Origin of the sequence: Burkholderia perseverans (genome assembly GCF_022870505.1) — a bacterium.
In the GTDB taxonomy this organism is placed as follows: domain Bacteria; phylum Pseudomonadota; class Gammaproteobacteria; order Burkholderiales; family Burkholderiaceae; genus Burkholderia; species Burkholderia plantarii.
The window spans coordinates 1,203,269-1,218,608 of record NZ_CP045094.1 but is presented as its reverse complement, the minus strand read 5'-3'; the positions used below and the strand labels follow the sequence as shown (position 1 = coordinate 1,218,608).

10 protein-coding genes are annotated in these 15,340 nt (G+C 69.9%); 4 read left to right on the top strand and 6 right to left on the bottom strand.

Annotated features, from left to right (window positions below; genetic code table 11):
* Positions 1-93: 93 nt before the first annotated feature.
* From BpN12_RS20115 to hpnI, 4 genes are read right to left on the bottom strand one after another with little or no spacing between them, the layout of a single operon-like run.
* A complete protein-coding gene (locus BpN12_RS20115) occupies positions 94-1,137 on the bottom strand; it encodes a lysylphosphatidylglycerol synthase domain-containing protein (protein ID WP_246797213.1) in 1,044 nt (347 codons plus the stop codon).
* A complete protein-coding gene (hpnK, locus tag BpN12_RS20110; RefSeq protein ID WP_246797212.1) occupies positions 1,134-2,054 on the bottom strand; it encodes a hopanoid biosynthesis-associated protein HpnK in 921 nt (306 codons plus the stop codon). Before hpnK ends, BpN12_RS20115 begins: the two co-directional genes overlap by 4 nt.
* A gap of 4 nt (positions 2,055-2,058) precedes the next feature.
* Complete coding sequence (hpnJ, locus tag BpN12_RS20105) at positions 2,059-3,501, bottom strand: hopanoid biosynthesis associated radical SAM protein HpnJ (protein WP_342346218.1); 1,443 nt, start codon at positions 3,499-3,501, stop codon at positions 2,059-2,061.
* Positions 3,477-4,826: a bacteriohopanetetrol glucosamine biosynthesis glycosyltransferase HpnI gene (gene hpnI, locus BpN12_RS20100; protein WP_246797210.1), complete on the bottom strand. Its 1,350-nt coding sequence runs from the start codon at positions 4,824-4,826 to the stop codon at positions 3,477-3,479. The genes hpnJ and hpnI overlap by 25 nt, the downstream gene beginning before the upstream one ends.
* Positions 4,827-5,519: 693 nt before the next feature.
* Here hpnI and BpN12_RS20095 point away from each other — a divergent pair.
* Complete coding sequence (locus BpN12_RS20095) at positions 5,520-6,512, top strand: LLM class flavin-dependent oxidoreductase (RefSeq protein ID WP_246797209.1); 993 nt, start codon at positions 5,520-5,522, stop codon at positions 6,510-6,512.
* A 340-nt stretch (positions 6,513-6,852) separates the two neighbouring features.
* On the opposite strand, the gene BpN12_RS20090 is transcribed toward BpN12_RS20095, so the two are convergent.
* Positions 6,853-8,019 (bottom strand): alpha/beta fold hydrolase, encoded by a 1,167-nt coding sequence (locus tag BpN12_RS20090; protein WP_246797208.1) that lies wholly within the window; start codon positions 8,017-8,019, stop codon positions 6,853-6,855.
* A gap of 168 nt (positions 8,020-8,187) precedes the next feature.
* On the opposite strand from BpN12_RS20090, the gene pdxY reads away from it, so the two are divergent.
* The 3 genes from pdxY (at position 8,188) to BpN12_RS20075 (ending at position 14,268) form a co-directional block, all read left to right on the top strand.
* The gene (gene pdxY, locus BpN12_RS20085) at positions 8,188-9,051 is read left to right on the top strand and encodes a pyridoxal kinase PdxY (protein ID WP_198252591.1); all 864 of its coding nucleotides are present in this window, start codon (positions 8,188-8,190) and stop codon (positions 9,049-9,051) included.
* 309 nt (positions 9,052-9,360) lie between these two features.
* Positions 9,361-11,850: a GcvT family protein gene (locus BpN12_RS20080; protein WP_246797207.1), complete on the top strand. Its 2,490-nt coding sequence runs from the start codon at positions 9,361-9,363 to the stop codon at positions 11,848-11,850.
* 321 nt (positions 11,851-12,171) lie between these two features.
* Positions 12,172-14,268, top strand: coding sequence for a phosphocholine-specific phospholipase C (locus BpN12_RS20075; RefSeq protein ID WP_246797206.1), 2,097 nt, complete (start codon positions 12,172-12,174; stop codon positions 14,266-14,268).
* Positions 14,269-14,404: 136 nt separating this feature from the next.
* Here BpN12_RS20075 and BpN12_RS20070 read toward each other — a convergent pair whose 3' ends face one another.
* A complete protein-coding gene (locus BpN12_RS20070) occupies positions 14,405-15,247 on the bottom strand; it encodes an NAD-dependent epimerase/dehydratase family protein (protein ID WP_246797205.1) in 843 nt (280 codons plus the stop codon).
* Positions 15,248-15,340 lie beyond the last annotated feature (93 nt).

The window sequence follows — 15,340 nt, the reverse complement described above, 5'->3', positions numbered from 1 at the left end:
TACGCGTGGAACCCCGCGCGCAACAAATCGCCCGGCGCGGACCGCAGCGGCCAAGCGGAACGGCAGGCAGTGCGGGCACCGCGCGCACTCCCCTCACCGCGACGAACGCGCCTCGGCGGCACGACGGCCGCCCTCCCCGCGGCGCGCCTCGCGACGCGCCACGAGCTTCAGCCGCCGCCGCGAGCGCGCGAGTTCCACCACCTGCCACGACGCGAGTGCAAGCCCGCCCGACAGCAGTTCGCGCGCGCGCCGCACCAGCGCGAGCGACAGCGCCGTCTCGCGATCGACGCCGAACAGCTGCGCGAGCAGCACGATGGTCGCCTCCTGCACGCCCACCCCGCCCGGCACCATGAACGCGATATGCCGGATCGCCTGGATCATCGCCTCGATCGCGATCGCGCCGCTCACCGAAACGGGATGCCCCAGCATCGCGAGCGCCAGATAGATCTCCAGCGCCCCGCTCAGGTAGCCGGCGAACTGCCAGCCGAACACACGCAGCAGCAGCCCGGTGCGCGACATCAGCGCGATGATCTCGGCGTCGAGCCGCTCGCCGTCGATGCCCCGCAGCAGCTTGCTGGTATCGCCGAGCAGCTTCGCGGCGAAGCGCTCGATGGTCTGGAAGATCCCCCCACGCCGCAGCATGACGAAGCCGATCACGGGCATCGGCAGCGACAGCACCAGCGACAGCGCGATCGTCTTCACGCTGTCGCCCGAGCCGGTCGCGGCCACCAGCAGCACGAGCCCGAGCGCCGAAAACGCGTACTGCACCGACAGCGTCACCAGCAGCTCGACGATCACGGTCGCCGTGACGAAGCTCGCGTCGGGCACGCGCCAGCGCGCCACGCGGATGCCGATCAGTTCGCCGCCCACGCCCACCACCGGCAGCAGCCGGTTCACGGCCTCGCGCACGGTGGCGAGCCACCAGAGGAACGGCAGCGAGGCGCGCCGCGCGAGCAGCAGGCGCCAGCCCTGCGCGTCGAGCAGCAGCGGAAACGCGTGGTACGGCACGAGCCACAACAGCACGAAGCCGGCGCGGCCGATGGTGCGGATCACGTCACCCCAGCCCTGATGCAGGGCCAGCACGAGCAGGATCGCGATGCCGACCGGCCAGCCGAGTCGATGGAGCCATTTCATCATCGCGGGCTTGCGCCTCCCGCGCGGCTGACGGTGGACGCCGGGGCGCCGCGCCGGGAGGCCGGATTCGGCCGGCCGTTGCCGAACACCGCGGCGAACCCGCCGCGCGCGACGCCGGCCGCGTCGAGCACGTCGAGCGCGGCGGCCACGCGCGGCGAGAGCAGCGCGGCAAGTTCGCCGGCGGGCTGGTAGTCGCGCATCGATGGCGTGATCGGCGCGTCGCCGGCCTCGGCCGGATGGCAGTAGATTTCGCCGACGCCATGCGCCGGCAGCGCGGCGATCGCGTCGAGCAAGACTCGTTCGTTCATGTGTCCCGTATGTTCAATGCCGACTACGTAGTCGTTGTGGGCGAGGCCCGCGCGATCGAGCCGCGCACGCACCAGCGCGATCCACGGCCGCAGCCAGACCGGCGCCGCGCGCTCGAACGGCAGCCGCACGGCACGCAGCCCGTAGTCGCGGCCGATCTCGACGATCATCGCGAGCACGGTCGGATGCAGATGGAAATGCTTGTGCGCGTTGACGTGATCGAGCGGCAGCCCGCTCGCGGCGAACGCCTCGAACTGCGCGCGGATCTCGCGGCGCAGTTGCGCGCGCACCCAGGGCAGGAAAAAGAAGCGGCAGCCGTCCTTCGCCATCGCGTCGCCGAAGCGGCCGTCGGGGCCGACCAGCGCGCCGATCTCGCGCGCGGGCAGCAGCGCCGCGCCATCGGCGAGCACCAGGTGCAGGCCCACGGCCAGCGTCGGCAGCCGCCGCGCGCGCGCGATCGCGTCCCGCGCGGCGGGGGCCGCCACCATCAGGCTCGCGGCCGCGAGCACGCCGTCGCGATGCGCGCGCTCGACGGCCGCGTTCACGCGCGGATGCAGGCCGAAATCGTCGGCGGTGAAGATCAGTGCGCGCGCGGGCGCCGGTGAATTCGCCACGCGCTCACGCCTCGTGCGCGCGCAGGAAGCGGAAGAACTCGACGCCTTCGCGCAGGCGACGCTTCATCATGTCCCAGCTCGACAGCATCTCGCGCACGATTTCCCAGATCTTCGCGGGCCGGAAATAGAACGCGCGGTAGAAGTGTTCCAGCTCGTGATAGATGTCTTCCTTCGACAGGTGCGGATAACCGATCGCCGCCAGCTGCACGCCTTCCTTGCTGACCAGGTTGATGGTCTTGTTCTCCTCCATCCACCCGTTCTCCACCGCCTGCTCGTAGAGCCTGGTGCCCGGATACGGCGCGGCCAGCGACACCTGGATCGTGTGCGGATTGATCTCCTTCGCGTATTCGATGGTCTTCTGGATGGTGTCCTTCGTCTCGCCCGGCAGCCCGAGGATGAAGGTGCCGTGGATCTTGATGCCGAGCTTCTTGCAATCCTCGTTGAAGCGGCGCGCGATGTCGGTGCGCAGGCCCTTCTTGATGTTCAGCAGGATCTGGTCGTCGCCCGACTCGTAGCCCACCAGCAGCAGGCGCAGGCCGTTCTCCTTCATGATCTTCAGCGTCGAATACGGCACGTTCGCCTTGGCGTTGCACGACCACGTCACGCCGAGCCTGCCGAGCCCGCGCGCGATTTCCTCGACGCGCGGCTTGAAGTCGGTGAAGGTGTCGTCGTCGAACATGATCTCCTTGACTTCCGGCATGTTGTCGCGAATCCACTTCACCTCGGCCAGCACGTTCTCGACCGAGCGCACGCGATAGCGATGGCCGCCCACGGTCTGCGGCCAGAGGCAGAACGTGCATTTGGAGCGGCAGCCGCGACCGGTGTAGATCGAGACGTAGGGGTAGTCGAGATAGCCGATGAAGTAGTTGTCGATCTTGAGGTCGCGCTGGTAGACGGGGGCGACGAACGGCAGCGCGTCCATGTCCTCGATCATCGGGCGCGGGCCGTTGTGCTCGATCGCGCCGTCGGCGGCGCGGTAGCTGAGGCCGAGGATCCCGGCGAACGGCTTGCCTTCGGCGACGTCGCGGCAGGTGTAGTCGAACTCCTCGCGGCAGACGAAGTCGATGGCCCCGGAGGCGGTCAGCGAGTTGTGCGGATCGACGGCGACCTTGGCGCCGACCATGCCGATCAGGATCGAGGGCTTGCGCTGCTTGAGGTCCTGGGCGAACAGGGCGTCGGTGGGGAACGACGGCGTGCTGGTGTGGATGATGACGAGGTCGTAGCCGGCGGCGATGTCGAGCGTGGCCGCGACGGACAGGCCGTCGGCGGGAGCGTCGAGCACGCGGCTGTCGGGGACCAGCGCGGCGGGCTGGGCGAGCCAGGTGGGATACCAGAACGAGCGGATCTCGCGCCTGGCCTGGTAGCGCGAACCGGCGCCGCCGTCGAAGCCGTCGTAGGACGGGGCTTGCAGGAACAGTGTTTTCAAAAAGGTTCCGTTATCTTGCATGATTCGTCTTCGTGCAGTCGATGTTCGTCGTCATCGCGCGGCGCCTGCCGGCCCCGCGCGCTCGATGCGCTTGCCGCCGCGCCCGCCATCGGCCCGGTCGCGGCGGGTGCCGGCGCCACGGCGCCGGGCTTCGATTCCGTCGGGCCGGTCGCGCCGGCCGGCGTTGGCTTCGCCTTCGCCGGTGCCGGGGTCGCGCTCGCCACCTTGATGCGCGCGCCGCGCCAGATCACATGCGAGCCGAACGCGGCCGCGATCCAGGCCGCAAACAGCAGCGTATCGCGAATCGGCACGAGCGGCAGGTCACGCCAGAACGCGCGCCAGCCCGACGCGGCGCGCGCATGCAGCACGAGCCGCGCCAGCACGCCGGCCACCGCCGCGAACGCGCCGATCGTGCCGGGCGCGGTGCCGGCGAGCCGCACCGCCAGATACGCGGCCACCGCCAGCCACGGCGCCGTGAACGTGATCAGCAGGCTCGTGAAGCCGCCCATTTTCAGCGAACGGATGGTGCGAAGCCAGCGCGTCTCGCGCGCCCAGAGTTCGGCGAAGCGGGTTTCGATCACGTCGGTCGTCACGTCGACCTCGGACAGCACGGTACGGCGGCCCATGCGGCGCGGCAGCGCGGCGAGCCAGTAGTCGTCGGCGAGTTCGTCCTTCAGCGCGGCCAGCCCGCCGATCCGCTCCAGCGTTTCGCGCGTGAGCGCGAGCGTCGCGCCGAAGCCGAAGTCGCTCGACCCGCCCAGATGCGCGATCCGTACCGACGGCGCGAACCACGCGTCCACGAACTGCGCGCCGATGCGGGTCCAGAAACCGCCCACGCCGCGCGCATGGTACAGGCAGGTGACGACGCCGATCGACGGATCGGCGAGCGGCGCCGTCACGCGTTCCAGATAATCGGACTCGACCGCGATGTCGCTGTCGGCGATCACGAGGCGGCCGTAGCGGATGCGCCGGCCGAGGTTGATGAGGTTGCTGACCTTCCGGTTCCTGCCATGGATGCGCGGATCGATCACGAGTTCGAGGTCGCAATCGGGGAAATCGGCCTGCAAGCGCCGTACCACGGCGATCGCCGGATCGGCCGGCGACGCCACGCCGCAGATGACCTGGTAACACGGATGCCGCTGCCGGCAGAAGCTCGCGAGGTTTTCATAGAGCCGCGGCTCGGCGCCGTACAGCGGCTTGAGCACGCTGACGCCGGCGCGGCCGTCGCGCCAGCGCGAGTCCGGCGCGCGCGGCGCCGGCGCGAGCGCCGCGAACCACGCGTAGGCGCAGGCCGCGCAGGTCAGCGCCAGCAGCGTGCAATCGAGGATCGGAAGCAGGGCGCTCATGCGGCGCCCCACCTGGCCCACGGGCCGGCATGCTGCGCACTGCACGATGCGGATGAAACGACGACGGACACGGTTCCGGCTCCTGGTCCCGCGGGGGCGGGGCAGTGATGGTTCGATCGGGAGCGCCGCCGCATTCGGCTCGCCGCCGGTCGAGGGCGGCGTCTCCCGGCAATCCCGCGGCGCGTTTTAATTTAGGGTTTGAGTGTAGCGCGAAGCGCGAGGCACCTGCCCGGGCAAACCATTTAAGCGTAAAATCCACACAAATAGCGACAAATAGTCCATATTTAATCGCAATAATCGGACGGATAACGTAAGCAATTCGCGTGGTCATTACCAGCGTCGTCGTCAATCTCATGCGGGATTCAAGCTTGCGGAGCGTCAACTCAGCTCGTTTCCGAGAAGAATTTCCGTTCGCGACTAGCCATTGCGACATGCTGGGGACCCGATATGACCGCCACAAGCTGCGCTTTTCTGCCGCAACTCCTCCTTGGTCGGTCCGTCGGCCCCGTCGGCGCCGCGCCCGGCCACCGCTTACCCTGCGGACGGCAGGGTTATCGTGGCGCCGCCAGCGGGTTCGGCCGCGCTTTGGCACAATCGGCGGCACCTGTCGCGCCGCTTTCGCGCGCGTCGGTTCGCGCCGCGCCCGTACCCGGCGCGCGCGAGCCCGCTCCCCTACTTTTCCGATTCCCGCCCATGATCCCGTTTTCCGTTCTCGATCTCGCGCCGATCCCCGAAGGCGCCGACGCCGGCCAGGCATTCAGCAACTCGCTCGATCTCGCACAGCACGCCGAGCGCTGGGGCTACCAGCGCTACTGGCTCGCCGAGCACCACAACATGCCCGGCATCGCGAGCGCGGCCACCGCGGTGGTGATCGGCCACATCGCCGGCGGCACGAAGACGATCCGCGTGGGCTCGGGCGGCATCATGCTGCCCAATCACGCACCGCTCGTGATCGCCGAGCAGTTCGGCACGCTCGCCTCGCTGTATCCGGGCCGCATCGAACTCGGGCTCGGACGCGCGCCCGGCACCGACCAGACCACCGCGCGCGCGCTGCGACGCGACCTGGTGGGCAGCGCCGACGCGTTCCCCGACGACGTGGTCGAGCTGCAGCGCTACTTCGCCGAGCCGGTGGACGGCCAGCGCGTGCGCGCGGTGCCCGGCGCGGGCCTGAACGTGCCGCTGTGGCTGCTCGGCTCGAGTCTCTTCAGCGCGCAGCTGGCGGCCATGCTGGGCCTGCCGTTCGCGTTCGCGTCGCACTTCGCGCCCGACTACCTGATGCGCGCGCTGGAGGTCTACCGCGCGCAGTTCCGGCCGTCGGCCGCGCTCGCGAAGCCATATGCGATGGTGGGCGTCAACGTGTTCGCGGCCGACACCGACGAGGAGGCGCGGCGCCTCTTCACGTCGCTGCAGCAGCAGTTCCTGAACCTGCGGCGCGGCACGCCGGGCAAGCTGCCGCCGCCCGTCGAGATGCTCGAGGGCAGCGACTTCGAGCTCGCGAACGTCGCGCATGCGCTGTCGTTCGCGGCGGTCGGCTCGCGCGACACGGTGCGCGAGCGGCTCCAGCGGCTGATCGCGCAGACCGGCGCCGACGAGATGATCGTGGCCGCGCAGATCTACGATCACGCCGCGCGCGTGCGCTCCTACGAGATCACCGCGCAGGTGCGCGACGAACTCGCGGCTCAATGACGAGGGGAATGGGGCGCGCGGCCGACGGATGGTGCTGAAGGGTGCGCAAACGCGGGCCGGGGCGGGAACGGCCGGCTGACCGGCGATCCGACCGATGCGGCGTCGGTGCGAGACGCCGTGCGCGATATGCGGGAGGCGGCCGGATGCGGGTCGTCCGGCGCGTGATCAGGCCGGAGGAATCATCCGGTCCGCTACGTCTTCGAGCTGGTCGAAGCGGCGTCGGCGCGAGTCATCGCACGCCCGATGGAAAAGTTGTCCGGCATATGAGCCCCCCCGGCGCGCATGCAGGCTCGACCAGCCACCCGACCCGGCACGTAGCCGGACCGACGCGTCGTCAGTCCTACAAAGCCGGCACGTGCGCCGCCGCCATCGCGTGCGGCGCCGCGAGCCAGGCCAGCAGCGCCCTGTGAAACGCCTCCGGGTCCTGCATCTGCGGCGCGTGGCCGAGCCCGGGAAATTCGATCAGCGTGGCGCCCGGGATCGCGGCCTGCGCGCGCCGGCCCAGTTCCGCGTAGTGCCCAAGCTTCGCATGCACCTCGGGCGGCGCGACGTCCTTGCCGATCGCCGTGGTGTCCTTGTCGCCGATCAGCAGCAGCGTCGGCACGCGGATCTGGCCGAATTCGTAGAGCACCGGCTGGTTCAGGATCATGTCGTCGAGCAGCGCCGCGTTCCAGGCGACGGCGTCGCGCCCCGCCCCGCGATAGATGCCGGCCTGCATCTGCACCCAGCGCTCGTAGGCCGGCAACCATTCGCCGGCGTAATAGGTGGTCTGCTCGTAGCGGCGAATCGCGTCGGCGTTCGTCTTCAATTCGTGCGCGTACCAGTAGTCGACCGTCAGCGGCGGCACGCCCAGCGCCTTCCAGTCCTCGAGCCCGAGCGGATCGACCAGCACCAGCTGCTGCGTCGCCTTCGGGAACATCAGCGCGTAGCGCGCCGCCAGCATGCCGCCCGTCGAGTGGCCGACGATCGTCGCCTCCTTCACGCCGATCGATTCGAGCAGCGCGTGCGTGTCGTGCGCGAGCTGCTGGAACGTGTACTGATAGCGCTCCGGCTTGCTCGACTTGCACAGGCCGATCTGGTCCGGCGCGATCACGCGGTAGCCGGCCTTCGACAGCACCTCGATCGTCCCTTCCCAGCTGCCCGCGCAGTAGTACCGGCCCTGCAGCAGCACCACGGTGCGGCCGTTCGGATGCTCGGGCTTCACGTCGAGATAGGCCATCTGCATCGGCTCGCGCTGCGAGCTGAACCGGTAGTGATGAACCGGATACGGATAGTCGAAGCCTTCGAGCTCGGGGCCGTAGGCAGGACCGTCGTTGCCGGCGGCGGCGGCCGGGGCACTCGGCGCGCCGGGCGCGGCGGCCATCGCCGGCGCGGCCGTGCCGGCGGGCACGACGCCGCCGGCACGGCACGCGGTAGCAGCCGCGACGCCGGTGACCAGGACGACGGCGAACGCGGTCATCAGCCGCGCGAACGAAAGCGGGCGCGGGATCGTGCGAATCGGAAACATCGGAATACCGGAAGGATCAAGGGGACGGCGCGGCGCGCCGCTCGCAATTTTACGATCAGTAAGGCAAGCCGGCCCCGACCCGCTCGACGTGGTTTGATTACCGCGTATTTCCGTGTCGTGACGAGTTCCTGTATCGTGCAGACACCGAATCGCGATCCTCCGCCGATCATGAAGAACGTCCTCAGCATTCAGTCGCACGTGATCTACGGACATGCGGGCAACAGCGCGGCCGTGTTCCCGATGCAGCGCCTCGGCGTGAACGTCTGGCCGCTCAACACGGTCCAGCTCTCGAACCACATGCAGTACGGCAACTGGGCCGGCAGCGCGATCGACGCGGCGAAGATGGAGCAGCTGGTGGACGGCATCGCCGCGATCGGCGCGCTCAAGCGCTGCGACGCGATCCTCTCGGGCTTTCTCGGCTCGCCCGCGCAGGCGCACGCGGCGGCCGACATCGTGCGCACCGTCAAGTCGATGAACCCCAACGCCTGGTACTTCTGCGATCCCGCGATGGGCCAGACGGGCGGCGTGCGCCCCGAGCCCGGCGTCGAGGAATTCATCGTGTCCGAACTGCCGGCGCTCGCCGACGGCATGGCGCCCAATCACAGCGAGCTGCAGAAGCTGACCGGACGCCGCGTCGAAACCGTGCGCGAGGCCGTGGACGCCTGCCGCGAGATCATCCGGCGCGGCCCGAAGATCATCCTCGTCAAGCATCTGCACGACCGCAACAGCCCGGCCGACCGCTTCAACATGCTGGCCGTCACCGAGCACGAGGCCTGGATCGGCCAGCGGCCGCTCTACGCGTTCCCGCGCCATCCGGTCGGCGTCGGCGACCTGACGAGCGCCGTGTTCGTGGCACGGCGGCTGCGCGGCGACTCGGTGCGCGCCGCGTTCGAGCACACGCTCGCGGCAGTCCACGCCGTGGTCAAGGCGACCTACGATGCGCGCCGCTACGAGCTCGAACTCGTGGCCGCGCAGGACGAGATCGCGCGGCCGAGCGAATGGTTCGGTGCCTGGGTGACCGATATCGAGTGAACGGTGAGCGGTGCGTGGCCGTGGTGCCGCGCGCCAGGATGGATCCCGCAGGCAGGTCGCGTCGGCCCGCTCGTTTCCGGCTCTCGCCTTCCCCCCTCGACTTCCACCCGCGCCTTCCGCCCCCACCTTTCGCGCGGCCTACCGTCCTCGCGTACCGCCCCTTTGGGCCCACCGGCCCCACGCTCCCGGCCCCCGCACCTTCCTGCGTCCCGCCGCCCTCGGCACGAACACCGCCAATCCCGCCGCCGTCGCAAATGTGTCATTTTCAGGCAATACGATGCGTTTTGTTGCAATTGATCCGGATTCGCGATGACCGCCCCGCCCTCCGCCCCGCCCGTTCCGTCCCATGCCCGCGTCGTGATCGTGGGCGGCGGGATCATCGGCTGCTCGACCGCCTACCATCTCGCGAAAGCCGGCATCACCGACGTCGTGCTGCTCGAACAGGGCCAGCTCTCGTGCGGCACCACCTGGCACGCGGCCGGCCTGGTCGGTCAGTTGCGCACGCAACGAAGCCTGACGCAGCTGATCCGCTATTCCACCGAGCTGTACGCGTCGCTCGAAGCCGAGACCGGCCTCGCCACCGGCTGGAAGCGCTGCGGCTCGCTGTCGGTCGCGCGCACGGCCGAGCGCCTGACGCAGCTGAAGCGCACCGCCGCCGTGGCGCGCGCCTATGGTGTCGATTGCGAGCTGATCGACGCGCGCGCGGCCGGCGAGCTGTGGCCCGCGATGCGCACCGACGATCTGACCGGCGCGGTCTGGCTGCCCGGCGACGGCAAGGCCAACCCCACCGATCTCACCCAGTCGCTCGCGCGCGGCGCGCGCCAGCGCGGCGTGCGAATCGTCGAGAACACGCGCGTCACGGCCGTGCTGAGCGAGCGCACCGGCACGCGCCGCCGCGCGGCCGGCGTGGTCTGGCGCAACAAGGCCGGCGACACCGGCACGCTCGGCGCCGACATCGTCGTGAACTGCGCGGGCCAGTGGGCCAAGGGCCTCGGCCGGCTCGCCGACGTCACGGTGCCACTGCACGCGGCCGAGCACTACTACATCGTGACCGGCCGGATTCCGGGCACGCATCCGGACCTGCCGGTGATGCGCGACCCCGACGGCTATATCTACTTCAAGGAGGAAGTGGGCGGCCTCGTGATGGGCGGCTTCGAGCCCGACGCGAAGCCGTGGGGCATGGACGGCATTCCCGACGAATTCGAATTCCAGCTGCTGCCCGACGACTGGGACCAGTTCGAGATCCTGATGCGCAACGCGCTGCACCGCGTGCCGGCGCTCGAGACGGCCGAGGTCCGGCAGTTCTACAACGGCCCCGAGTCGTTCACGCCCGACAATCACTTCATCCTCGGCGAGGCGCCCGAGCTGGCGAACTTCTTCGTCGGCGCGGGCTTCAACTCGATGGGCATCGCCTCGGCGGGCGGCGCCGGACGCGCGCTGGCCGAGTGGATCGAGGCGGGCGAGCCGACCCAGGACCTGTGGGCCGTCGACATCCGCCGCTTCGCGCGCTTCCACGGCAACGACACGTGGCTCCACGACCGGGTCAAGGAAACGCTCGGCCTGCACTACGCGATGCCCTGGCCGAACCGCGAACTCGACAGCGCGCGCGGCGTGCGGCGCTCGCCGGTCCACGCGCAACTGCAGGCGGCCGGCGCCTGCTTCGGCAGCAAGATGGGCTGGGAGATCGCCAACGTGTTCGCGCCGCCCGGCCAGGCGCCGCGCCTCGACTACAGCTTCGGCCGGCAGAACTGGCACGACTGGAGCGCCGCCGAGCACCGCGCCTGCCGCGAGACGGTGGCCCTGTTCGACCGCAGCGCGCTCGCCAAGCTGCTCGTCAAGGGATGCGACGCCGAAAGCGCGCTGCAATCGCGGCTCGCCAACGACGTCGCGGTGGCGCCCGGCAGCATCGTGCGCAGCGGCATCCTCGACGCGCGCGGCGGCTACGAGTCCGAGGTCGTGCTCGCGCGGCTCGCCGACGACCGCTACCTGCTGCTCACCGGCGTCACGCAGGCCACGCGCGACCTCGACCTGCTCGAACGCCATCTCGACGCCGGCGAACGGCGCTGCGTGGCGCTCGACGTGACGGGCCAGTACGCGCTGTTCTCGCTGATCGGCCCCAACGCGCGCACGCTGCTGCAGCGCGTGTCGCGCGCGGACTTCAGCGATGCGCGGTTCGTGCCCGGCACGAGCCGCGAGATCGACCTCGGCCACGCCGTCGTGCGCGCGCTGCGCCACGCGATCGCCGGCGCGCCGGGCTGGGACCTGCTGGTGCCGGTCGAGTCGGCGGTGCCGGTCCACGCGGCGCTCACGCACGCCGGCGCCGCGCTCGGGCTCGTCCACGCCGGTGACTACGCGCTCGAATCGCTGCGCATCGAGAACGGCCAGGCCGCCTGGGGCCGCGAGCTGTCGCCGGGCCTCGATCCGTTCGAAGCCGGCCTCGCCGGGCTCTGCAAGCTCGCGATGCCGGTGCCGTTCACGGGCTCGGCGGCGCTCGCCGCGCGCGCCGGGCAGCCGTGCGAACGTCGCCTCGTCGCGCTGCGCGTGATGGGCCGGCCCGACGTCACGCTGTGGGGCGGCGAGGCGATCCTGCGCGACGGCGTGGCGGTCGGCACGCTCAGTTCGGCCGCGTTCGGCCACACGCTCGGCCTGCCGGTCGCGCTCGGCGTGGTGAGCTGCGCGCCAGGCGCGCCCGATCCCCTGCAGGGCCGCTACGAGATCGAACTGGCGGGCGAACGGCTCGCGGCAACGGTGCGCCTGCCGGCGTCGGCCGATCCGCTCGGACTCGTACGGCCCGAATGAGCGCGCCGGTGGGTCCGCTGTCGAATCCGCCCGGACGGTAGCCGTCGGGTTCGCCTCGCCGCCCGCGCCATCGCGCCATCCCGTTCCGCCTCCGTTTCTTACCTGTTTTCGTGATGGCGGCCGGGCTGCTTTTCCGATTTGCTTTCATGTTGTTTTCGTTCATTTTTTTCGCTTCGCAAACGTTGTCGTGGTCACGTGAATGACACCGTTTCCTCGCTATTCTCGGCGACGACTCACGCCGCGCCCCGCGCGACGCCGACCGCATTTCCCCTCCGGCCGTACTGGCACGGCCGCCCATCCCCGCCGCACAGGAAGAAACCAATGACGACGAAGCATCGCCGCGACTTTCTGCGTCTCGCCGCCGGCACCGCCGGCGCCGCCGCGCTCAGCGTGTTCCCGCCCGTGATCCGGAACGCGCTCGCGATTCCCGCGAACCGCCGCACCGGCACCATCCGCGATATCGAACACATCGTGATCCTGATGCAGGAGAACCGTTCGTTCGACCATTACTTCGGCACGCTGCGCGGCGTGCGCGGCTTCGGCGATCCGCGTCCGCTCACGCTCGCGAGCGGCAAGTCGGTGTTCCATCAGCCGGCCGGCCTCGGCGAAGTGCTGCCGTTCCATCCCACCGCGTCGAACCTCGGCCTGCAGTTCATCCAGGATCTGCCGCACGGCTGGCAGGACATGCACGCGGCCTGGAACCACGGCCGCTACGACCAGTGGGTGCCGAACAAGGGCACGACGTCGATGGCCTACCTGCAGCGCGAGGACATCCCGTTCCACTACGCGCTCGCCGACGCGTTCACGATCTGCGACGCCTACCACTGCTCGATCCCGAGCTCGACCGACCCGAACCGCTACTACATGTGGACCGGCTACGTCGGCAACGACGGCCAGGGCGGCGGCCCGGTGCTCGGCAACGACGAATTGGGCTACGGCTGGACCACCTATCCCGAGGTGCTCGAGAAGGCCGGCGTGTCGTGGAAGATCTACCAGGACATCGGCGAGGGGCTCAACGCGGCCGGCTCGTGGGGCTGGACCAGCGACAACGCCTACATCGGCAACTACGGCGACAACTCGCTGCTCTACTTCAACCAGTACCGCAACGCGCAGCCGGGCAACCCGCTGTACGACAAGGCCCGCACGGGCACCAACATCAGCGCGGGCGGCACGCTGTTCGACGTGCTGAAGGCCGACGTCGCGAACGGCACGCTGCCGCAGGTGTCATGGATCTGCTCGCCGGAAGCGTATTCGGAACACCCGAACTGGCCGGCCAACTACGGCGCCTGGTACGTCGAGCAGGTGCTCGCGACGCTGACCTCGAACCCCGAGGTGTGGAGCAAGACCGCGCTGTTCATCACCTACGACGAGAACGACGGCTTCTTCGACCACGTGCCGCCGCCGTTCGCGCCGCAGTCGCGCGACAACGGCCTGTCCACCGTGGCCACCACCAACGAGGTGTTCGCCGGCGACGCGAGCCACATGGCCGGCCCCTACGGCCTCGGCCCGCGCGTGCCGATGATCGTGGTCTCGCCGTGGACCAAGGGCGGCTGGCTCTGCTCGCAGACCTTCGATCACACCTCGCTGCTGCAGTTCATCGAGGCGCGCTTCGGCGAGCAGTACGACATCGCGGCCTCGAACGTCTCGCCGTGGCGCCGCGTGGTGTGCGGCAATCTCACCACCGCGTTCGACTTCCGCGATCCGGACGCGCGCCTGCCGCAGTTGCCCGACACGAGCGGCTACGCGCCGCCCGATCGCACCACGCACCCCGACTACGTGCCGGTGCCGCCCGCCTCGCAGGCCGTGCCGCAGCAGGAAGCCGGGCTGCGTCCGGCGCGCGCGCTGCCCTACGAGCTGTTCGTGTTCGGCCGCATCGACGCCGCGAGCGGCAAGTACAAGCTGACCTTCGCGAACAGCGGCCGGGCCGGCGCGGCGTTCCAGGTGCAAGCCGCGAACCGTATCGACGGCCCGTGGGCCTATACCGTCGAGGCCGGCAAGAAGCTCGCCGACAGCTGGAGCACGGCGGCCACGCTCGGCCTGTACGACCTCTCGGTGTATGGCCCGAACGGCTTCTTCAGCCGCTTCCGTGGCACCACCGCGGCCGGCGACGGCCGCACGCCGAACCCCGAAGCGCTGTACGGCTACGACGTGATCAACGGCAACCTCACGCTGCGCCTCACGAACCGCGGCAAGGCGCCGGTGCGGCTGACCGTGTCGAACGGCTATGGCGGCCACACGCGCACCTGGGAGCTGTTCCCCGGCCAGCGCATCGACGACTACTGGGATCTGCGCGGCAGCCACGGCTGGTACGACCTGACGATCAGCGACGGCACCGCGTCCGGCTTCCTGCGCCGCTTCGCCGGCCACGTCGAGACGGGCCGCGCGAGCACCAGCGATCCGGCGATCGCCACCGCGTAAACGGCGACGGCGCCCGTCGCGCAATGCGACGGGCGCCGTCTGCCGGGTCTTCGCGCCGCCGCGCGCCTCGCGCGCGGTGGTGCCCCGCCCCGCCGTGCCGCTCACGCGACCGGCGGGTTGCTTGTTTCTGGCCGCCTCAGTTCGTGAGCTTCGGCTCGCCCTGCGGTTCGCCCACCACGAAGCCACCGCCCTGGTAGCGCTGCGCCGGATCGTCGAGATTGCGGTCCGGGCCGGTCGACGGGAACAGATGCTCGAACGGCGCCGAGCTGTCCTGCGGGCGGAAGCCGAGGAACGCGGCCTTGGCGTTGTCGATCCACTTGGTGCGGTTGTCCGACACGCCGTAGACGATCGCGTGGCCAACGCGGTTCGTCATCAGCGAGCAGCGCACCAGCTCGATGAAGTCACGGAAGCTCAGGAACGTGACCAGCATGCGCGGGTTCTTCGGCACCTCGAACGACGAGCCGATCCGCAGGCACACCGTCTCCAGGCCGAAGCGGTCGAAGTAGTAGCGCGACAGCGACTCGCCGAAGCACTTCGTGACGCCGTACAGCGAATCGGGACGTTGCGGCGAATCGACGTCGACAACCTCGGTGACCGGATGAAAGCCGACCACGTGGTTCGAGCTCGCGTAGACGATGCGGCGCACGCCGAACTGGTGCGCGGCCGCGTAGAGGTTGTAGACGCCGCGGATGTTCGCCTCGATCAGCGCGTCGAACGGCGCGTCCACCGAGATGCCGCCGAGGTGGATCACGGCGTCCACGCCCTCAACCAGCGCGTTGACGGCCGCACGATCGGCCAGGTCCGCCACCACCGCTTCCTCGTGCGGCGCGACCTCGCCGAGCGGTGCGATGTCGCTGACGCGGACGATGTCGGCCCAGTCGCCGAGCGCGGCGCGCAGCTGGCGGCCGAGATTGCCCGCGGCGCCGGTCAGCAGCAGGCGGCGGAACGGCTTGGCGGTCGTGGAAGTCGGCGAAGTCACGGCGGAATCCTCTCTGGATGGCGAGTCGAAGCAGGTGGCAAGGCGCCGATGCGGATGCATCGAAGCGCGAAACCGCGATCTTATACGATGACT